At 57.3% G+C, this 19613-nt stretch carries 18 protein-coding genes; 13 read left to right on the top strand and 5 right to left on the bottom strand.

The features are described from left to right. The first annotated feature begins 4 nt into the window (after nt 1-4). The 8 genes from IE087_RS20170 to IE087_RS20135 all read left to right on the top strand — a co-directional run bounded on the left by IE087_RS20170 (nt 5) and on the right by IE087_RS20135 (nt 7988). A complete protein-coding gene (locus tag IE087_RS20170; protein WP_189371195.1) occupies nt 5-763 on the top strand; it encodes a phytanoyl-CoA dioxygenase family protein in 759 nt (252 codons plus the stop codon). Nucleotides 764-857: 94 nt separating this feature from the next. Next, on the top strand, nt 858-1889 hold the full coding sequence (locus IE087_RS20165) for a LacI family DNA-binding transcriptional regulator (RefSeq protein ID WP_229801492.1): 1032 nt from the start codon (nt 858-860) through the stop codon (nt 1887-1889). Between the two features lie 99 nt (nt 1890-1988). Further along, nucleotides 1989-3077 (top strand): ABC transporter ATP-binding protein, encoded by a 1089-nt coding sequence (locus IE087_RS20160; RefSeq protein ID WP_189371194.1) that lies wholly within the window; start codon nt 1989-1991, stop codon nt 3075-3077. Nucleotides 3078-3106: 29 nt separating this feature from the next. Further along, nucleotides 3107-4435, top strand: coding sequence for an extracellular solute-binding protein (locus IE087_RS20155; protein ID WP_189371193.1), 1329 nt, complete (start codon nt 3107-3109; stop codon nt 4433-4435). 80 nt (nt 4436-4515) lie between these two features. After that, a complete protein-coding gene (locus IE087_RS20150) occupies nt 4516-5427 on the top strand; it encodes a carbohydrate ABC transporter permease (protein WP_039689903.1) in 912 nt (303 codons plus the stop codon). Then, nucleotides 5427-6362, top strand: a complete 936-nt coding sequence (locus IE087_RS20145; RefSeq protein ID WP_189371192.1) for a carbohydrate ABC transporter permease — start codon at nt 5427-5429, stop codon at nt 6360-6362. The genes IE087_RS20150 and IE087_RS20145 overlap by 1 nt, the downstream gene beginning before the upstream one ends. After that, nucleotides 6362-7105 carry a cytochrome b561 domain-containing protein gene (locus IE087_RS20140; RefSeq protein ID WP_229801491.1) on the top strand — a complete coding sequence of 248 codons (744 nt, stop codon included), beginning with the start codon at nt 6362-6364 and terminating at the stop codon, nt 7103-7105. The genes IE087_RS20145 and IE087_RS20140 overlap by 1 nt, the downstream gene beginning before the upstream one ends. Beyond that, complete coding sequence (locus IE087_RS20135; protein ID WP_189371191.1) at nt 7065-7988, top strand: SMP-30/gluconolactonase/LRE family protein; 924 nt, start codon at nt 7065-7067, stop codon at nt 7986-7988. The genes IE087_RS20140 and IE087_RS20135 overlap by 41 nt, the downstream gene beginning before the upstream one ends. On the opposite strand, the gene gnd is transcribed toward IE087_RS20135, so the two are convergent. After that, nucleotides 7977-9398 carry an NADP-dependent phosphogluconate dehydrogenase gene (gnd, locus tag IE087_RS20130; protein WP_189371190.1) on the bottom strand — a complete coding sequence of 474 codons (1422 nt, stop codon included), beginning with the start codon at nt 9396-9398 and terminating at the stop codon, nt 7977-7979. The genes IE087_RS20135 and gnd overlap by 12 nt on opposite strands. Before the next feature lie 66 nt (nt 9399-9464). On the opposite strand from gnd, the gene IE087_RS20125 reads away from it, so the two are divergent. Beyond that, on the top strand, nt 9465-9884 hold the full coding sequence (locus tag IE087_RS20125) for a GlcG/HbpS family heme-binding protein (protein WP_189371189.1): 420 nt from the start codon (nt 9465-9467) through the stop codon (nt 9882-9884). A gap of 211 nt (nt 9885-10095) precedes the next feature. On the opposite strand, the gene IE087_RS20120 is transcribed toward IE087_RS20125, so the two are convergent. From IE087_RS20120 to IE087_RS20110, 3 genes are read right to left on the bottom strand one after another with little or no spacing between them, the layout of a single operon-like run. After that, nucleotides 10096-10539 carry a tripartite tricarboxylate transporter TctB family protein gene (locus tag IE087_RS20120; RefSeq protein ID WP_189371188.1) on the bottom strand — a complete coding sequence of 148 codons (444 nt, stop codon included), beginning with the start codon at nt 10537-10539 and terminating at the stop codon, nt 10096-10098. Further along, entirely contained in the window at nt 10536-12032 is a 1497-nt protein-coding gene (locus IE087_RS20115; RefSeq protein WP_189371187.1) for a tripartite tricarboxylate transporter permease, read from the bottom strand. The genes IE087_RS20120 and IE087_RS20115 overlap by 4 nt, the downstream gene beginning before the upstream one ends. Before the next feature lie 25 nt (nt 12033-12057). Further along, a complete protein-coding gene (locus IE087_RS20110; protein WP_189371186.1) occupies nt 12058-13008 on the bottom strand; it encodes a tripartite tricarboxylate transporter substrate binding protein in 951 nt (316 codons plus the stop codon). Between the two features lie 128 nt (nt 13009-13136). On the opposite strand from IE087_RS20110, the gene IE087_RS20105 reads away from it, so the two are divergent. From IE087_RS20105 to IE087_RS20095, 3 genes are read left to right on the top strand one after another with little or no spacing between them, the layout of a single operon-like run. Next, nucleotides 13137-14039: a LysR family transcriptional regulator gene (locus IE087_RS20105; protein WP_189371185.1), complete on the top strand. Its 903-nt coding sequence runs from the start codon at nt 13137-13139 to the stop codon at nt 14037-14039. Nucleotides 14040-14081: 42 nt separating this feature from the next. Then, entirely contained in the window at nt 14082-14960 is an 879-nt protein-coding gene (locus IE087_RS20100) for an alpha/beta fold hydrolase (RefSeq protein ID WP_189371184.1), read from the top strand. Between the two features lie 2 nt (nt 14961-14962). Further along, on the top strand, nt 14963-16027 hold the full coding sequence (locus IE087_RS20095) for a tartrate dehydrogenase (protein ID WP_229801490.1): 1065 nt from the start codon (nt 14963-14965) through the stop codon (nt 16025-16027). A gap of 321 nt (nt 16028-16348) precedes the next feature. On the opposite strand, the gene IE087_RS20090 is transcribed toward IE087_RS20095, so the two are convergent. Then, nucleotides 16349-17248 (bottom strand): Hint domain-containing protein, encoded by a 900-nt coding sequence (locus IE087_RS20090; protein WP_229801489.1) that lies wholly within the window; start codon nt 17246-17248, stop codon nt 16349-16351. Nucleotides 17249-17810: 562 nt separating this feature from the next. On the opposite strand from IE087_RS20090, the gene IE087_RS20085 reads away from it, so the two are divergent. Further along, nucleotides 17811-19568 carry an alpha/beta hydrolase gene (locus tag IE087_RS20085; RefSeq protein ID WP_189371181.1) on the top strand — a complete coding sequence of 586 codons (1758 nt, stop codon included), beginning with the start codon at nt 17811-17813 and terminating at the stop codon, nt 19566-19568. Nucleotides 19569-19613 lie beyond the last annotated feature (45 nt).

Genomic DNA, 19613 nt, shown 5'->3' with positions numbered 1-19613 from the left:
GGTCATGTCCGAAAATGAAGCCGCAGACCTTTACGATCAGTTGCTCTTGGCCGAGCAAAGCTGCGGAGGTCGCCTCCCAGCTGTACTGAACGCAAAGGCGCATCTTCTGCTGCCCTTCCTGTGGGATCTTGTCCATGATCCGCGTATCGTCGACCCTGTGCGCGCAGTACTTGGGCCTGACGTCCTGTGTTGGGGGTCCAGCTTTTTCTCGAAAGATCCCGGATCATCAGACCACGTTCCGCTGCATCAAGACAGCACGGTCTGGGGGTTAAGCGAACACGCCGGTCTGACCGTCTGGCTTGCGTTGACACCAAGCACCGAAGAAACGGGTTGCTTGCAGGTCGTGCCCGGAACGCATCGAACGACCATTCAACACGTCATTCGCGATTCAGGGTCCAGTATGCTGCCCTTCGGCGAAGAAGTTGCCTTGGACTACGACCTAAATGATCGGCTCAGCTGCCCGCTGGCGCCGGGCGAGATGTCTATGCATCATGCTCTCCTTGTGCACGGCTCTCATACCAATTCTTCGGACAGCTTGCGCCGCGTGGGTTTCGCGATCCGTTACATTCCCGGCCATGTTCATCAGATCGGAGATGACAAAATGTACGCAACTCTTGTTTGCGGCGAGAATCACGGCACAGCGCACAAGGAAGTTCGACCGGAAGCAAGTATGGCGCCAGACGCGCTTGCACGACATCGCCGCATACTCGCGGCGGCAACACGGGTTGTTTCAAAGAACGCGCGCGGGTTGCCCCGCGAGTAAAACTGCAGAGCGTGGGATGGATGCACAGAATGCATACGCATTCTGCTGAAATACCACCTTGACGCCGCATGTTACCGCGAACACCCTGCACGGCATGTCCCAATCACACTCCAAAACAACTGGTCCTGTTACGATGCGTGACGTGGCGCGTGCCGCGGGCGTTTCGCGGATGACGGTCAGCAGGGCATTGAAAAAGGACAGTCCTGTTTCCAAAGAGACACGCGACCGCATTCTCAAATTCGTGCGTGAAATGAACTACGTGCCTGACCAGATGGCCGGCAGTCTTACCACCAAGCGCTCCGGCTTTGTCGCCGTGCTTGTGCCTTCTTTGAACAACCTACACTTTGCAGAAACGGTGCAAGCGCTCACTGAAGAGTTGGAGGGCATTGGACAGCAGATCTTGCTTGGGCACACCGACTATTCTCCGGAGCGTGAGGAACAACTGGTCGAAGACATGCTCAAACGTCGACCCGAGGCGATTGTTCTGTCCTATGACGGCCATTCAGACCGGACCATCGCACTGCTAAGCGACGCGCATGTCCCAGTGATCGAGCTGTGGGAAAGGCCCGACAACCCCATCGGCCACACCATCGGTTTTTCCAACCGGCAGGCAGCAGCAGATATGACACGGGCGTTGATCGACCGGGGCTATCGCAACATCGCCTTCGTCGGTGAAGCCGATGATGACTGGACCCGAGGCGCCGCGCGGCGCAAGGGGTATCTCGACGCGATGAAGGAAGCCTGCCTGCCCACGGATCGCGCGCTGAAGATTGGCAAGCCACCTCTATCTATCGAAGACGGCGCGGCGGCGGCGGCACGTTTGTTGGACGAGTTTCCGGACACGGATTGTGTATTCTGCGTATCCGACGCGCCGGCATTTGGTGTGCTGTCCGTTTTGCCAAAACTGGGTAAGTCTGTGCCCGATGACATCGGCATCGCAGGCTTTGGTGATTTCGAAGTATCCCGCTTTGCAACACCCACGATCACAACGGTTTCAGTGGACCCCAAGATTATTGGACGCGAGACTGGGAAATTGATCGGCCAGCTGCTTTCTGACGATACGCCGATGAGTCGATCCTTGGTCCCTGTACCGGTCAATCTGACGTTCCGCGACAGCACGAAATAACGAAACCCCACGTTTTCAGAGAGTTAAGCCAAGCAATTTTCCTTGTGTTACCGGTCACAATTGCTAATGTGACCGGTAACACAGAACGGAAGTACACCCATGCCCACCATCCGGCTCGACAATCTGGTGAAACGCTACGGCAATGTTGAGGTGCTGCACGGCATCGAACTGGAAATGGCCGAGAACGAATTCACCGTGCTCGTTGGCCCCTCCGGCTGCGGCAAGTCCACAACCTTGCGCATGATTGCGGGGCTAGAGGATGTGTCGGATGGCGAGATCTATGTCGACGACAGACCCGTCAGCCATCTGGAGCCGAAGGAACGCGACTTGGCGATGGTGTTTCAGGACTACGCCCTCTACCCACATATGAACGTGGCGCAGAATATCAGCTTTGCCCTGCGCCTCGCCCGTCGCCCGAAGTCCGAGATCAACGCCAAGGTCAAGGAAGTGGCCGAGATGGTCGGTCTGACCGACTTTCTGGGCCGGAAGCCCGGTGCGCTTTCCGGTGGCCAACGCCAACGGGTTGCAATGGCCCGCGCGCTCGCGAAAGACAGCGGAATCTTCCTGTTCGACGAACCGCTGTCAAACCTCGACGCCAAGCTGCGCGGGCAGATGCGTGCCGAACTCGCGTTGATGAGCCAGCGCGTGCAGAAAAACATGATCTACGTCACCCATGACCAGATCGAGGCGATGACCCTCGCTGACCGCATCGTCGTCATGCATGGCGGTTACATCCAGCAGCAGGGGACACCCGAAGAACTGTTCAAACGCCCAGTCAACAAGTTCGTGGCGGGCTTCATGGGCATGCCGCCGATGAACTTCCTCGACGGTACGCTAGAGGAACGGGCAGGGGACATCTGGGTCGCCGGTGACGGCTTCGATTTGAAGCTGTCGGGCAACATTGCAACCAAAGCCAAGGCGCATTCCAGCCGTGAGGTGACTTTGGGCATCCGGCCTTCTGACCTGAACTATGCCGATGACGCAGACCCATCACAGGCACTGACGCTGGATGTGCAAGTGTCCGAATATGTAGGGGCGCAATCCGTCTTGCTCTGCAAATGCGGATCCGCGCAGGTGATGGTCGAGGTCAACTCGGAAACACCAGTGGCACTCGGCCAAACTCTCACATTCGCAGTCAACCAACGCGGCGTGCATCTGTTCGACCGCGCAACTGAAATCGCACTTTGAAGACCAAAAAAGTTCTAAGGGAGGAACACATGTTCAAAGGACTGAAAACCACGGCGGTGGGTCTGACGACCGCCACCATCATGGCGGGGGCAGCCTGGGCCAACCCGTACGAGGACTACGCTGGCACGACCCTGATCGTGAACTTCCCCGCGCACCCGCACTACAACGCCGCGATGAAGGTGCTCCCCGAGTTTACCAAGGAAACAGGCATCGAAGTCGAAGTGGACCAGCTACCCTACCTCAAGATGCGCGAGCGTCAGACGCTGGAACTGGCACAGGAAGAAGGCGAATATGACCTGATCTCCTATGTCGTGTTTTCCAAGGCGGACTACGTCTTTGCCGACCAGCTGGAAAATCTGGCCAAGTATTTCATGAACCCCAAGCTGGCCGACCCCAACTATGACGCCGACGACCTGATCGACGGCTATGTCGAAAACATCGGCGTTGCGGGCGGCACCAAGGGCTACCTGCCGGGCAAGACCGGATCGCTGTTTGGTATCCCATTCGGCTCCGAGACTTCGGTGCTCGCCTATCGCAAGGACATCTTCGAAAAGCACGGCATCCCGACGCCCGAAACCTATGACCAGCTGCTCGACGCGGCCTGCAAGATCCCTGAAGTCGAGCCGGGAATGGGCGGCATGGCGTCCCGCGCGGCGTCCGGCCACCAGGCGAGCCACGCGTTCCTTCTGCACCTCGCCCCGCTGGGCGGTCGCGTCTTTGATGATCAGTGGAACCCGATCATTAACAACGCAGCTGGTGTCGAAGCGGCAAACGCGTTGAAAACCATTGTCGATTGTGGCCCGGAAGGCGCGATGAGCTTTGGACCATCGGAAGCCGCCAACGCCTTCGCCAATGGTGACGCGGCAATGTTCATGGACTCCATCGCCTTCATGCCCGGCTTTGAAAACCCGGAGCGATCCAAGGTTGTGGGCAAGGTTGGCTATGCCATGCACCCTGAAGGCGTGCGTCGCGGCAGCCAAACTGGTGGTTTCGGCATCGGCATCCCGAAGAACGCCGAGAACAAGGAAGCGGCCTTTCTACTCATGCAGTGGCTGACGTCCAAGCAAGGTGACCTGATGGTCGCCATGGAAGGTGGTAACCCTTCGCGCTTCTCCACCTACCAAAACGCCGGTCTGAACGAAAAATACCCGTTCGCGGCCACCTTTGGTGAAGCGCTGAAGTACGCTGATCCTGACTGGCGCCCGATCATCCCCGTCTGGGGCAAGATCAACGCCGACATCGGCACAACCATGTCCAAGGTACTGACCGAGGACTTGGACATCCAGGAAGCCCTTGATGGCGTGGCCGAACGAACTCGCGCTGTGATGGACGACGCCGGCTACTACACCTGGCAGTAAGCCTTTCCTCCTGCCGGGGCGTGCGGTGTCACGCCCGCGCCCCGGCCCTTTGATCCTGCAAGACCCGGAAAGATCGCCCCATGCGCACCGCGATGGCCAACCGACTGACGCCCTACATGTTCATGGCTCCGGCCGCGATCATTATGGCAATCGCGCTGATGTACCCGCTGGGTTACATGGTTTGGGGATCATTCCGCGACTGGAACCCGAGCCAAACCATTGGCGAGGCCGAGTTCGTGGGCCTCAAGAATTACATCTTCCTCTGGAACGACCCGAATTTCCACGAAAGCCTTGGTGTCACGCTCAGGTTCGCTTTCTTCGTCGTGACAATCGAGATGGTCATCGGCGTGGGCCTCGCCCTTCTGCTGGATCGCGAGATCAGAGGCATCTCGCTTCTCCGCACCATGTTCATCCTGCCGATGATGATCGCTCCTGTCGTCGTGGGCCTGATGTGGCGGTATATGTATCACCCAACCGTCGGCACGTTTAACCGTTTCCTCGACAGTATCGGTCTGCCCCGCGTGGACTGGCTGGGGGACCACGCCCTGACCTCCGTCATAATCGCTGATATCTGGCAATGGACGCCCTTCATCTTCATTCTGTCGCTCGCCGCTCTGCAATCATTGCCGCGCTCGGCTCTGGAGGCGGCGCGCATCGACGGCGCCACGGCATGGCAACAGATCATCCACATCAAACTGCCCTTGATGATGCCGGTTCTGATTGTCACTGCACTCTTACGCCTGATTGACGCCTTCAAAGTTCTCGAAGTGATCCTCGTGATGACTGAGGGCGGCCCCGGCCTGTCCACCGAAATTCTGGCATTGAGGATCAGCCGCACTGCCACCGAATTCCGTGAACTTGGCGTCGCAGCCGCCATGTCCAACTACCTATTGATCCTGCTTCTGCTGCTGACCGTGGGCATGTTCGCCTTCAACCGCTGGCAAGAAGCCCGCGCCGCCCGCCTGAATGCGCTGGTCGAGGAGGAAAGCTGATGTCTACCCCCAACACCCGGGCCAATCCGGCTTTCTATGCGGTTATCGCCCTGCTGGTCTTCATGTCGGTCGGTCCCGTGATCCTGATGTTCTTGAATTCGTTCAAACTGGACGTGGATATCATCTCTGGCACCTCCGGGCTGATCTTCCTGCCCACGATCCAAAACTATGAAAAAGCGCTTTGTGACGTGCTTTGGTACGAGCCTGACCATATCGACTTCTGCTCGCTTAAGTTCGGCAACGCCTTCATCAACTCGCTGATCATCGCGCTGGTCTCGACCGCGCTAACGCTGGTGATCGGGTGTATGGCGGCTTACGCGCTGGTACGGTTCCGGTTCATGGGGCGGGATACCGTGTCGCTTAGCACACTCATGGTCCGCATGGTGCCGCCTGCGGTGCTGCTCGTCCCAGTTTTCGGTTTGTGGAATAACGAGTTCTGTCTGGATCGCGATGGCCTGATTGGCGGCGCGATCCGGGACACGTTTGGTGGCCGGGGTGATGTCTGCCTTGCAGGCACGCACTCCGGTATCATCCTGATCTACGTGGCGATGAACCTGCCCTTTGTGATCTGGATCCTGCAAAGCTTCATCGTTCAGGTGCCGCGATCACTGGAAGAGGCAGCACGCGTCGACGGGGCAGGGCCGTTTCAGGTGTTCTTCAAGGTCGTCCTGCCGCTGATCAAACCCGGCCTTGCCGCAGCGGCCATATTCACCTTCCGCATCGCGTGGAACGAATACCTGCTCGCCTCGGCCCTGTCGGATCGCGATACGCGCACCGTGCCGATCCTGATCGTGAACAACATGTCCGAATTCAACGTGGAATGGGGTGTGATAATGGCCACCGGCATGTTGCTCGCGATCCCGCCCATCATCTTCACTCTGCTTGCAAGCCGTCAGATCATCACCGGCATGACGGCCGGGGCGGTAAAAGGCTGATGGATTGGCTCCTTGCCCCCATCGACCCAACCCGCGCGCACGAGGTGGGGTTTGCCATCTCGTGGCACGCAAGGTCGATGGTGCTGGCCTGGGGCATTCTTGCACCGCTTGCAGTGATCATCGCGCGGTTTTTCAAGGTCATGCCAGGGCAGGATTGGCCGCGCGAGGTGGACAATCAGGTCTGGTGGCGCAGCCACTGGATGGGGCAATCGCTTGTGGTGGGCCTGTCGATCTTTGGTCTGGCGCTTGTTTTGCCCAGCGATCTCGGATCGATGAGCCTGCACAACTGGTTAGGTTATGCGGTGTTGGCCGGTGCCACCGCCCAGATTACCCTTGGTATCTTTCGCGGTTCGAAGGGGGGGCCGACAGACACGCAAATGCGTGGACATCACTATGACATGACCCCATGGCGGCGCATGTTCGAAGCCCTGCACAAGGGACTCGGGTATTCCGTCATCCTGTTGGCTATCATCACGATTGTGTTGGGTCTGTGGAAAGCCAACGGCCCGGTCTGGATGTGGCTGACGCTCGCGGTATGGTGGACGGTGCTGGCGGTGGCCTTCGTGACGATGCAGAAGCGCGGCATGGCGATCGACACCTATCAGGCGATCTGGGGCACCGACCCGGCGCACCCTGGCAACCAAGGACCGCCACCGGGCTGGGGCGTGCGCCGGTTTGGTAAGACTATGGAAGGAAAAGACGATGTTCGGCGTGATCGAGGGGACCGGGTTCGAAGTCATTGAACCCGAATTTGCAGGATGCTTTGTGGGCCACGCCCGGGTCGAACGGCTGTGGACCGGTGCCCGCTGGTCAGAGGGACCTGTGTGGTTTGCCGCCGGGCGTTATCTCTTGTGGTCCGACATCCCGAACAACCGCATCCTGCGCTATGACGACACCGACGGTTCGGTCTCGACCTTCCGCCAGCCCTCCAACAATTCCAACGGCCACACGGTAGACAGACAGGGGCGGCTTGTGTCTTGCGAGCACCTCGCCCGCAGGGTCACGCGTACGGAACATGACGGGTCCATCACCGTTATTGCGGACAGTTACCAAGGCAAGCGGCTGAACTCGCCCAATGATGTGGTGGTGAAATCCGATGGATCGGTATGGTTCACCGACCCCAGCTACGGCATCCTTATGGACTATGAAGGAGACAGGGCAGACAGCGAAATCGGAGCCTGCCACGTCTACCGCGTCGACCCCTCGGGCGAGATCACCATCGCCGCTGCCGACTACGTCAAACCCAACGGCCTCGCCTTCTCCCCCAATGAATCGCTGCTCTACATAGCCGACACCGGCATCACCCATGATGCAGACGGCCCCAAGCACATCCGCCGCCATATAGTAAACGCCGATGGCACGCTGTCCGGCGGCGAAGTTTTCGCCACCTGCACCGAAGGATTGTTCGACGGTTTCCGCGTCGACACTCATGGCCGTATCTGGAGCTCTGCCGCCGACGGTGTGCACTGCATCAACAGCGACGGCGTGCTGATCGGCAAGGTGCATATCCCCGAACTGGTCGGGAATGTCTGTTTCGGAGGAGAGAAGCTGAACAGGCTTTTCATCGCCGGCACAACCTCGCTTTACTCCGTGTTCCTCAACGTGAACGGCGTTTCACCCATTTAGGTGCTGATCCAGCCACGGCCCATGATGCGCACCATCATTATCAGTGCGCTCAAAGCTGTGTGCCCCGAAATAGTCGCGTTGCGCCTGCAGCATGTTGGCGGTCGTTCGCGCGCTGGTGAGCGTGTCAAAATAGTTGAGCGCCGCAGCCAATGCCGGCACTGGCTGCCCCGCGCCCATAGCCGTCACCGCCACTTTGCGCAGACCAGCCATATTCGCTTTCAAAATGTTCGCGAAGTAGGGTGCCAAGGCCAAGTTCCGTTCCGGCGCATCAGTCAGGGCTGACGCCATGTCGTTCAACATGGCAGACCGGATAATGCATCCCTCGCGCCACACTTCGGCAATCTCGGCCATGGGCAGCGCCCATCCATAATCTGCACTTGCCTTGGTCAGCAGCTCAAAGCCCTGCGCGTAACTCAGAATCTTTCCCGCAATCAGTGCTTGTTCGAGCTCGCCGAAACTCAGCGCTCCACTGGGCATGGCGTCTGCAGTGGATCCAAACGCCTCAGACCCGGCGAGGCGTAGATCGCGCGCGGCAGACAGGTTACGTGCAACCACTGCCGCCTCGATCACCGGCACCGGAGCGCCCAACATCTGGCTTTCGATGACCGTCCAGCGTCCGGTTCCTTTCTGACCTGCACGATCCAGGATCATGTCCAGCATAGGGGTGCCAGTCTCTGGGTCTGTCGCGGCGGACACGCGTCCTGAAATCTCGATCAAGTAGCTTTGCAACAAGCCCTCGTTCCACTGGTCAAACACCGCGCCACAAGCGGCCGCGTCCATGCCCATTCCGTCGCGCATCACGCCGTAGGCCTCGGCAATCAACTGCATGTCAGCATACTCGATACCGTTGTGCACCGTTTTCACGAAATGCCCGGCGCCGCCTATACCCATGTAGGTGGCGCAAGGCTGACCCTCGTACTTGGCCGAAATGGCTTTCAGGATATGTGCTACTCGGTCCCAAGCCGCAGGCTGACCGCCGCCCATGATTGATGGACCAAACCGCGCACCTTCGGCACCTCCCGACACACCGATGCCCAGAAATGGGATACCGGCCTTTTCAGCCTCATTTGCCCGCCGTTCACTATCATGGAAATTCGCATTTCCCGCGTCGATGATCATGTCTTCCGCGTCAAGTAGCGGACGCAGCTGCGCGATCTGCGCGTCTACTGCATCACCCGCAGGCACCATTAGGATAATGTTGCGCGGAGACGCCAAACCTTGCACGAAGTCTTTAAGCTCGGCATGGCCGGTGATTTTTTCGGCCAGATCACCCGCTTTTTCCAGGAACTCAGGGATGCGCGCCGCCGTGCGATTGTGAACGGCCACCGAAAACCCGTTGTCGGCAATGTTCAGCGCCAACATGGCACCCATTGTGCCCAATCCGATCACACCGATTTCTGCTGCAGACATGTGCTTTCCTCTTTTGTGTGGCACTGTTATGTTACCGATAACAAACACGATCAAAGGATGGAAGCCATGCATGTCGAAAACTCACTGGTGCTGACACACAGTGCCGTCATGACGATGTTGCAAGCTGCCGTTTCGCGGGCGGAAGAAACAGGCCAACCTCAATGCATCGTGATTGTGGATGCAAGCGGGGTCGCTTTGGGTCAGATCAGGATGTCCGGAGCAAAGTTCCTCAGCCTCAAAAGTGCTGAGGCGAAGGCTCGCACGGCTGCGTCCATACGTGCAGCCAGCGATTCAATTCCGGAAGAGGTTGGCCTATACATTGCGGCTGCCACTGACAATTCCGTCACAAGACTTGGTGGCGGTTTGCCAATCTACATCGATGGAGCCTGCGTTGGTGGGATTGGCGTGGGATCAGGCACGCCCGAACAGGACAAAGAAGTGGCACAAGCAGCACTGGCCGCCATCGAAGCACAAACACAGTTTTAGAAAGACATTTTTCACATAATTAATATTACAAGATCAGTTTCACGGCTGAACTGTGAAACCAGTGGCACAGTTTAAACGCATGATCCCCGGCACGAAACCTTGCGGAACGGACAGGCTGAAACCGCGTTCAGACCACCACAAGAACGCCATGATCCGCTTGATCACTGAGTGCGCCTGCGTAGCAACCAGGGAATGACCATACCCGTCCGCCTCATGGCAGACGCACATTCAGAACCTCGCTCAGTAAGAATGCAAATCCAAGGACCAGCAAAACCCCTGCAAACGCATGAAGTACAATGGAGGAAACGGACATTGGGTCGCGCCGGGCAATCATAGCGATCAGAACAACCGCGATACCCGAGGTAAGCTCAAAACCAAGCCGCTGAAGCGACGCTGCCCAGATCAAAAGCACTGCGCCAAGTAAAGCAGCCCGCAGGTAATCGACGTGCTCGGTGGCGGGAACTCCGGAACTGGATCGGAGCAGTGCCTGCAAAAGCACTCCCAAACCTGCCGCAATGGCAATCAAGCTTGCCGTCATGGGAAAAACACGGCCGAGCTCTGACATATGGGACGTCTGCAGAATGGCCAGCGTGCCCAGCCCGATGCCGAGCATGGCCACGAGGATAAGCCGCCACTGCGCCGTCATCCGGCTCATGACGGCTGTTCCTTTTGCGCCTTGCGCTTGAACAACCCTGACGACATCAAGGTCAGCATCGTCATGGCCATGATCCCCAACGAGATCGGCTGGCCGAAGAACATGCCAAACCGGTCCTCCTGTGCTCCACCGATTAGCCAGCCCTGCACAAAACCGGCCTCGGCAATTGGCCCAAGGATCAGACCAAGAACTATGGGCGACGCTTCAAGCCCCACCCGCGCCAGCAACCAACCAATGATGCCTAATGTGACCATGATCACCACGTGAAAGGTGTTGGCCTCGATCGCGAAGGACCCGACAATCGTAAGAAAGGCGATCGCGGGAGCCAGCGCCGTCTTTGGGATCGACACGATCAGCCGATAGGCATAACGGCCGATGATGAGCCCCGTGGGCAGCATCAGCAGGGTCGCGATCAGAAGGCCAAAGGTGAAGGTGAACACGATATCTGCCTGTTGCGTGAACAGTTGCGGCCCTGTGCGGATACCCTGCACCAGAAGGGCGCCAAGGATAATAGCATCGGGTGGTGTGCCGGGAATGCCCAGCACAAGGGTCGGGATGAACCCGCCGCCAACCGTAGCGGAGTTGGACGCCTCGGACGCAATCACGCCGTCATGTGCACCCTTGCCGAACTCCTCGGGCGTTTTCGATGTACGGCGCGCCTCGGAATAGGCGACCAGACCGGCGACCGACCCGCCAGCCGCCGGGATGATGCCCACCGCGGTTCCAACCACCGCCGAGCGGATCACGTTGACCTTTGATCGCCACATCAAGCCAAGGGCCTCGATCAGCCTGAACCCCCGCATCCGTTCTGCGCGTTGTTCAAGATGCGCTTCGGGGCGGATCACCATTTCGATCAGAACCGGAACACAATAGAAGCCGATCAGGGCAGGAATAACCGGAATACCGCCCAAAAGCGCAGTCTGGCCAAAAGTGTATCGCACATCCCCACCTACGACGGCGGAGCCAACACAAGACAAAAGCAGGCCAATGGCGCCACCAATCAGCCCAAGCAGAGTTGCCCCGCGTGACAGAGTGGCTATCAGGGATAGCCCGAAAATTGCGAGCCAGAAATATTCGATAGGACCAAAGGATAACGCGATTTGCGACAGGGGTGGCGCCAAAAACAAGAGCGCCAAGGCGCCAATGGTCCCCCCAGCGACAGAGCCCAAGCACGAGATGGTCACAGCCAGGTCCCCGTCCCCCCTTTTGGCCATGGGAAACCCGTCCATTGCTGTCGCAATGGCGGCCGGCGTGCCCGGCGTGTTAACCAGGATGGCCGAGTATGCGCCGCCGTAAATTGCGCCAGTGTAAATCGCGCCCAGTACGATCAGACCCGAGCTTGGGTCCATCGTAAAGGTGAATGGCACCAGAACGGCGACTGCCATGGTCGCCGACAGTCCCGGCAACGCGCCAATGATGGTGCCCACCAACACCCCAAGAAATGCAAGCGTGAGGTTCTCAAGCGACAGAGCCGCAAGAAGAGCATCCAGCATGGCGCGTTACTCCGTCAGATGCGGCTCAATTGCCCTTGAGCGTTTCAATGCCTGGTGCATAGTCGGCTTTTCGTGCCGCGATCCAGTCGACCATTTCGGCATTTGGCACATCAACCAGCACGTAACCGTTTTCCTGCATTTGTGCCTGGAACGCGGGGATATCATTGATGCTTGCAATTACATCCGAAAGCTTCTCGCGCACGTCATCCGGTGTGCCTGCGGGAACAGTGACGCCACGATAAGCCCCGGCAACATAGTCAAAGCCCAGCTCCTTGAACGTGGGCACATCCGGGAAAATATCGAGCCGCTCTTCGGTGGCAATCGCCAGAACACGCACCTGATCGCCAGCCTTCACGCCTTGGGTTGTGTAGGTCATGCCTGCGCCGATCTGGCCTCCCAAAACCGCCGCCATCGCGGGCGCAGAACCACCAAAAGGCACATAGGTGACTTTGACATCCGCCATCTGCCCGAAACGGACAGCGGCCAGATGGTTGGCCGAATTCGTGCCCGAGCCGCCGAAAGTAAGGGCGCCAGGGTTGTCCTTTGCAAAGTCGATCACATCCTGCAACGTCTGATGGGGGCTGTCTGCGCGCACAACAATGGCGTCTGGTGTATAGTGGAACACATATACCGGAGTCACGTCCTCGGTTTGGTAGCCGACATCTTTAATCGACGGCTGCAGAATGGCATGCGGGAAGTTCACGTTCATGATCGTGTACCCATCGGCATCAAAGCCACCCAGTTGCGACCAAGCCGTCGCGCCGCCCGCGCCCGGCTTGTACGAGATAACGACGTCTTGTCCTGTTACATCGCTCCAGAACTTTTCCTGAAACCGCGCGGTAACATCGGATTCGCCGCCGGGGTTGTAAGGAATGATGTAATCGATTGCTTTGGCCGGGTAATCCTCGGCATTTAGCACGCTCGCGCCTAGGGCGAGCGCAACGGTAACAACGATCGTTCTGAGATTGCGTTTCATAAAGTTCCTCCCTTGTCCGTCGATTTTCCATCGACCCTGACGCGGGAGCGTAAGGCAGAATTGTCATTCCTATTAAGATGAAATCAATTATAAATAATTCCACTCACCACACCCAAGGCCCTGCACAAATGGAACTCAAGCAGCTCAGGATTTTCCTTGCCGTCGCCGAGGAGCTTCACTTCGGGCGAGCGTCGGAACGGTTGCACATGGCGCAACCGGCGCTGTCGGCCCAAGTAAGGACGCTGGAAAGCCGCTTAGGTGTAAAACTGTTTGAACGCACGACCCGCACCGTCAGCCTGACCCGCGCGGGTGAGGTTTTCCTGCCAGAAGCAAAGGCAACAATCGCGCAGGCGGAAGCGGCCGAAGCGGCGGCGCGCGCCATCGGTGGGGGCGGTGGTGATCTATTGAAAATCGGTGGCGTGGATTCGGCAACGGCGGGCATCCTGCCGCAAGTGATCCGTGCCTTTCGGCGCGCGCACAGCACGGTTGAAGTCAAGATATTCGAACTGTTGTCGGCCCCTGCCCTTCACGGACTTTCCAATAGATCGTTGGATATCGCCTTTGTGCGGGTACCGCCAAAGGAAGAATTCTTGGCCCACCGGTTCGTGTTCAGCGAACCTATTATGGTCGCTTTGCCTGCCGACCATCCGGCGGCGACAGATACCGAAGTGACTCTCGACACTGTCGCGGCAGAGCCGCTTGTCATTCCCACGCGGTCGCACCGCCCCATCCTCTTTGACGTGATCCATAACCACTTTGTTCAGGCCGGGCTGACGCCACGGATCCTGCAAGAAGCAAACGAACGGCATATGATTATTGCCATGGTCGCTGCGGGACTCGGCGTGTCCCTTGTGCCGCATTGGGTGAGCCAGTTTCAGCGCCCTGACGTTGTTTACCGCCCGCTCAAGGGTGGTGGGCCGATGGTCGACGTTCATGTCGCTTGGCGCCGGGGAGAGACACTCGCCGCTGTCGACAGTTTCCTAACATGTCTGTCGAAAAATGGCTCATTGATAACGAATCATTCTCAATAAAAACGTCTGGACAATTGACCCATACGCACGGCTCATTGGGATATGTTTGAAGACTTCTCAGCCTTTCGGGTCAAAACGGAGGGGGCCGAAATTGCTGGCGTGACCGGCGGAAGCGGCCCACCCCTCTTGTTGTTACACGGTTATCCGCAGACCCACGTTATGTGGCACAAGGTGGCGCCGGTGCTGGCACAGGATTTTACAATCGTTGCGGCAGATCTGCGCGGCTACGGCGCATCCTCAAAGCCCCTCACGGATACCGACCACATGCCGTACTCCAAGCGCGAAATGGCGTCTGACATGGTGCAGGTGATGCAAGACCTGGGACATGATACGTTCTTTCTTTGTGGTCACGATCGTGGCGGTCGCGTTTCGCATCGGATGGCTGTTGACCACGGCGCCCGGGTGCGCAAGCTGGCGGTTCTGGACATTGCCCCTACGCGCGAGATGTACCGAAACACGACAGAGGCTTTTGCCCGCGCCTATTGGCACTGGTTCTGGCTGACGCTGCCTGCGCCCTTGCCAGAAAACATGATCAACGCGGATGCCGAGGCGTTTCTGACCTACAAGTGTGGCCATGGTGCCGCCGGGATGGCGCCCTTCTCAGATGAAGCATGGCAAGCCTACCTGGCCGCAATTCGAAATCCAGCAACGGTCCATGCAATGTGCGAAGATTACCGCGCCGCGGCTGGGATTGATCTGGACCACGATGATGCCGACGCCGGCCGCAAGTTAGATATGCCTCTATTGGCGCTTTGGGGTGCGCACGGGGTGATTGAACGCTGCTTTGATTGCCTCGCCCTCTGGCGCCGCCGCGCGACCGATGTGCGCGGGCGCGCGCTGCCGGGCGGGCACTATCTGGCCGAAGAATGCCCCGAACTGGTGCGTGCCGAACTCAAATCATTTTTTCTGGAAGGATCATGACAGTGAGCCAACGACGACACCGCATTGCAACCATTCCCGGCGATGGGATCGGACACGAAGTGATCGCAGCCGGGCAGGAAGTGCTTGAAGCGGTCGCCCGCCGGTTCGATTTCGTCTTGGACTGGACCGAATTTGACTGGTCCTGCAACCGGTTCGAAAAAACCGGGCAGATGATGCCCGATGATGGGATTAGTACGGTTCGCGAGTTCGACGGGATCTATCTGGGCGCAGTGGGATGGCCTACCGTACCGGATCATGAGTCGCTTTGGGGGCTCCTGATCCCGCTACGTCGTGAGCTTGACCTTTATGCGAATGTGCGCCCAGTCAAACTGTTTGAGGGTGTAAAGTGCCCCTTGGCTGGTCGTACGCCCGAAGACATTGACTTCGTCGTGGTGCGCGAAAACGTCGAAGGGGAATACTCAAAAATCGGCGGGCGGCTGTACGAAGGCACACCGCACGAGGCGGCAAACCAGGTTGCGATGTTCACACGCCACGGCACGGACCGGATCATGGACGTAGCTTTTGATATCGCCAAGGAGCGTCGCAAGCATGTGACCTCGGCCACCAAGTCAAACGGCATAGTCCATACGATGCCGTTCTGGGATGAGCGCTTTGAGGCCGCGCAGGAGCGGCATCCGGGCATCGATACATCGGTGTATCACATCGACATTCTTACGGCGCATTTCGTGCTGAATCCGGATCGGTTTGACGTGGTCGTTGCATCCAACCTGTTCGGTGACATCCTGTCAGATCTCGGACCTGCCGTTGCGGGGTCCATCGGGATTGCGCCGTCGGCAAACCTGAACCCTGCCCGTACAGGTCCTTCGATGTTTGAACCCGTCCACGGATCCGCACCGGACATTGCCGGACAAGGCATCGCAAACCCCGCTGCAGCGGTTTGGGCCGGCGCCATGATGCTGGATCATCTTGGTGAGGGTGACGCCGCAGAGGCGTTAGTCAATGCTATGGCTGCAACTCTTGCCAATGAGGATACGCGTACTGCTGACCTTCAGGGATCTGCAAACACCAAAACGGCCGTAGAGGCGATGTTGTCCGCGCTCGGGTGAATAAATTCACCTGCCAATACTGCATTTCGGACCCTCTCACGCCACTTTCAAAACGCGTGAATTGAATCATTCTCTGTCATTGGCGACTTCCAAGCCTATTGCATCCGAGTGCTGAACCAAAAACCACTGCGCTTAGGGCGGCATATATGATGGCGCGAAGAAACGCAGGTTCCAATGCCAACTCAGGGTCATCTCAAACCCAATGTCCAAATACCGCTATATATCAGAAATCAGCCAGCGCGAAACAACGGTGCAAGCCCACACTCCACTGGCAATGCCAGAGGAGCATGTCAGTTGGCGTAGCTTGACAAAGAAGTTAGTTCAGCCCGCAAGCTGTTCGTTTTCGAGACGGTAGGGAAGCAAGCGCGCCTTGATGGTTTGGGGAACAAGCCGTGATGAACAGATCCTGCGCATGTTCATCTCGGGAACAACCCGCTCTACTCCGTACAGCTCGATGTATTCGTCGTAGTTGTCGAAGTTTTTCCGATCAGCCGCGTCTATGAACGTTTCGGCACAAGCACCATTAGCCAGGATCACATCGTGATCTTCTGTTTCCACATGATAGACGCAAAAGATGTCGTCCAAGTCCGCCATTGGCACCCAGTCGATTGAAACACCATTCACCAAGGCTGACGCGTTGATAGCATAGTCGTCGATGATGATTGCGTGGTCAGGAGTGACAGTAAGATCGCTGTGAGGAAGCCCATCTCCCAACGCGCCTGACTTAATGCAAATCGGCTGCATAGATTGGCCAGAAAACATCTTTTTCATGGTCTGCCGCCCTACCCACTTGACAGGAACGGTCGTGCCTTTGGACGTCACGACATGATCACCTATTGAAAGACGCTCGACAGCAACTTCGCCATTTGCTGTCGAGATCAGTGTGCCGCCAGCAAAGCAGTATGTGTATGTGCCGGAGTCTGTGAACCCAATGTTGCCCGTCAAGGTGTCATCGTCCGACAACAGAAAATAGAGTGACAAATTTCCATCAAAAACGACTGGCTCATTGTTCGACGAAAATCCCACAAAAACAACGGGGTCCGTTGTCCCTCCTATCGTTAACGACAAAAGACCGCCAACTGCGGTCGCATCGTCGTTTGACCCATCAAGGTCGTCCGTAAGCGTGAAAGTTGAGGCCGGGCCTGGAGTCGAGTAGGTTGTTGTCCCGTCAGGCAAAGTCGACCCGAGGTTGTACAAAAATGAGAAAGTTTCGGGAGACATCAGTGATTACACTGTTGTTGCCTTATAACGTTTCCATACACGCTTACGATGTGCAAAAGAATGCTGCGCTTAATCGAACCGCCAATTCTCAACAATTTGTGCGGTTTTGTTGCGATTCTGCAAGAGTTGAAAGCTTGCACCGGTAGGCCTGCGGCACGATTATTTGACTTTTGAGACCAGAGAATGTGTTCTGACCACCAATTTCTTGGCTCCTCAAACCTCAATGCGTTTAAAAGGGCGTCGTTTTGGGCTGCTGTTTGGGTATTGCCAAAACTCGCGACATTCCTTGAACCGTATCTAGGAATAGTGTGAGCGACAGTTCAACAAGTTAGGGTATTTCGATGACCCGCGACCAACTCCTTGCAATCTTTCTGGCAATGCTCGGCGGAGACGCACCAGAGCCGGAGTATCCTGTCCTCACTGCGGGGGGGGAGCGGACCCGCGCTATCCTGTAGAAATCACCCCATGCACACGACCAGTCGTGCCGCGCGAGCTTGATGGCCAGACTGTAATCTGCGGCACCATAGCCGTGCCGGAAAATCACGATAACCCCAATGAACGAATGCTTGAGCTCAGCTTCATCTTGTACCGTGCGCATTCCCTCGCGCCAGTAGACGATCCCGTCGTTTATCTGCATGGCGGTCCCGGTGGCGGCACGGTTCAGTATGTGGCCGAGGTAAGCAGCTTTTTTGATCACCTTCGCGGTCGACGAGACGTTATTGCGTTTGATCAACGGGGCGTCGATGCGAGTGGCCCAGACATGGATTGCTTTGAAACGCTGGCTGAAAACGTTACTGAAGTGGTCGATCAGCTTGCTGGAGAAGATTTTCCTGACCTTGAGGAAACGCTGGTTTCCAAATGCATTGGTGAATTGGAAGGACGCGGCTTCGATCTATCCCAGTTCAACACCACGCAGAACGCCCGCGATGTACGCGCTGTCATGAGTGCATTGGGATATCCGGAATACAATATCTACGGCGTGTCCTACGGCACGAAGCTGGCGCTTGAGGTGATGCGAACAATTCCTGACGGGGTGCGATCCGTGGTTCTGGACAGTGTTGCTCCACCACAGGTGCCCCTATACGACACACTCTATGTGCCGCACCATCAGGCTATCGTGAATACTTTTGCGCCGTGTGAGGCCGACCCTGTATGTTCCGAAGCGTACCCAAACATCACCCAGCGCTACTGGAACCTGCTTGAGCAGTTGTTGGATGAGCCTGTCGAAGTTGACGGGATTGAGATCAATGGTTCCGCACTCTTCAGCACATTTTCGAGACGCAATGACTGGGCGGATCCCACGACACGCGGTTTCACAACCTATGCACCGGCGTTGGTGAGCCAACTTGAAGAAGGCGATGTGACCCTGATGCGCCAAGTCCTGCAAGGATTGGTTCCGCCCCAGGCATCAGCGGAAGCAGCCCTAGCTGCCGCATCCGGGCTTACACCTGACGAACAGGCCCTGGCACAAGTGGTCAGGAATGCACTGAACCAAATGCAACTCGGCGCAGAGTCCGCATCTCAAGCGTTAATCCAGTTGGAAGCCAATTTGGACGTGGATGCAGCCCCTGCATCGCTTGGGGAATTTTTTGATGACCAGCTTGAACAAGCCGCAGCCGGACTCCCGGAACGGGCCGCGCGTACTGCATTTGCGCAAGACTATTTGAACCTGCGTTTTGAACCGCCTGGCGCAGGTGCATTGATTGATCTGGTGCGCACACATTTTGACAGCCTTACGGCCTCTCGCCTGTCTTCGCTGGCAGCACTTATGGCAACCGACGACGTAGAGCGGGTGTTCGATCTGATCGCGATCGACAACGCAACGCTGCAAGCGCTCGCGGAAGGCAATTTCGAGCTAATGCTTTACGCCTGTCAGGAAGACTTTGAAGATGGCTTCAACTCTCTTGAAGGGTTTCTGGCAACAACGCGTGGCCTAGAGGATGTGGGCTCCGGGATGATCGCTGAAATGACGGATCCGCCGAATACTTTGTATGCGGATTGCAAGCTGTTTGAGCAGCACCCGCGCCCCAACTGGTTGGAGCCTGTGACATCTGACCTACCCGTGCTAGTGTTCTCTGGAGAAATCGACACACAGACCTCTTCGACCTGGGGCCCCCTTGTCGCCCAGACGCTTCCCAATAGTCATGCCATCGTTTTTCCGGAAGCCGGACATGGTGCGTTGCTGTTCAGTCAATGCGCGCGCGACATAGGAGAGGCTTTTCTTGAAATGCCCCAGTCAGCCGTTGATACGTCTTGTGTTGCCGATCTTCGTTTGCCGTACCTTATGCCGGATGGCAGTTTTCACAAAGTCGCGCAGTGAACATTCCCCGTCCACAAGATAGAAATGCTCTAGTTTCATTGAAAA

The organism is Tateyamaria omphalii (assembly GCF_014651375.1).
Taxonomy (GTDB): domain Bacteria; phylum Pseudomonadota; class Alphaproteobacteria; order Rhodobacterales; family Rhodobacteraceae; genus Tateyamaria; species Tateyamaria omphalii.
This window is presented reverse-complemented; position numbering and strand designations above follow the sequence as displayed.

Coding starts and splice junctions, on each gene's coding strand:
- IE087_RS20165 (WP_229801492.1), top strand. CDS start 858: ATGTCCCAATCACACTCCAAAACAACTGGTCCTGTTACGATGCGTGAC.
- IE087_RS20120 (WP_189371188.1), bottom strand. CDS start 10,539: ATGAGCCGGATGACGGCGCAGTGGCGGCTTATCCTCGTGGCCATGCTC.
- IE087_RS20160 (WP_189371194.1), top strand. CDS start 1,989: ATGCCCACCATCCGGCTCGACAATCTGGTGAAACGCTACGGCAATGTT.
- IE087_RS20090 (WP_229801489.1), bottom strand. CDS start 17,248: ATGTCTCCCGAAACTTTCTCATTTTTGTACAACCTCGGGTCGACTTTG.
- IE087_RS20155 (WP_189371193.1), top strand. CDS start 3,107: ATGTTCAAAGGACTGAAAACCACGGCGGTGGGTCTGACGACCGCCACC.
- IE087_RS20135 (WP_189371191.1), top strand. CDS start 7,065: ATGTTCGGCGTGATCGAGGGGACCGGGTTCGAAGTCATTGAACCCGAA.
- IE087_RS20145 (WP_189371192.1), top strand. CDS start 5,427: ATGTCTACCCCCAACACCCGGGCCAATCCGGCTTTCTATGCGGTTATC.
- IE087_RS20085 (WP_189371181.1), top strand. CDS start 17,811: ATGCTTGAGCTCAGCTTCATCTTGTACCGTGCGCATTCCCTCGCGCCA.
- IE087_RS20105 (WP_189371185.1), top strand. CDS start 13,137: ATGGAACTCAAGCAGCTCAGGATTTTCCTTGCCGTCGCCGAGGAGCTT.
- IE087_RS20150 (WP_039689903.1), top strand. CDS start 4,516: ATGCGCACCGCGATGGCCAACCGACTGACGCCCTACATGTTCATGGCT.
- IE087_RS20115 (WP_189371187.1), bottom strand. CDS start 12,032: ATGCTGGATGCTCTTCTTGCGGCTCTGTCGCTTGAGAACCTCACGCTT.
- IE087_RS20100 (WP_189371184.1), top strand. CDS start 14,082: ATGTTTGAAGACTTCTCAGCCTTTCGGGTCAAAACGGAGGGGGCCGAA.
- IE087_RS20110 (WP_189371186.1), bottom strand. CDS start 13,008: ATGAAACGCAATCTCAGAACGATCGTTGTTACCGTTGCGCTCGCCCTA.
- IE087_RS20125 (WP_189371189.1), top strand. CDS start 9,465: ATGCATGTCGAAAACTCACTGGTGCTGACACACAGTGCCGTCATGACG.
- IE087_RS20170 (WP_189371195.1), top strand. CDS start 5: ATGTCCGAAAATGAAGCCGCAGACCTTTACGATCAGTTGCTCTTGGCC.
- IE087_RS20140 (WP_229801491.1), top strand. CDS start 6,362: ATGGATTGGCTCCTTGCCCCCATCGACCCAACCCGCGCGCACGAGGTG.
- gnd (WP_189371190.1), bottom strand. CDS start 9,398: ATGTCTGCAGCAGAAATCGGTGTGATCGGATTGGGCACAATGGGTGCC.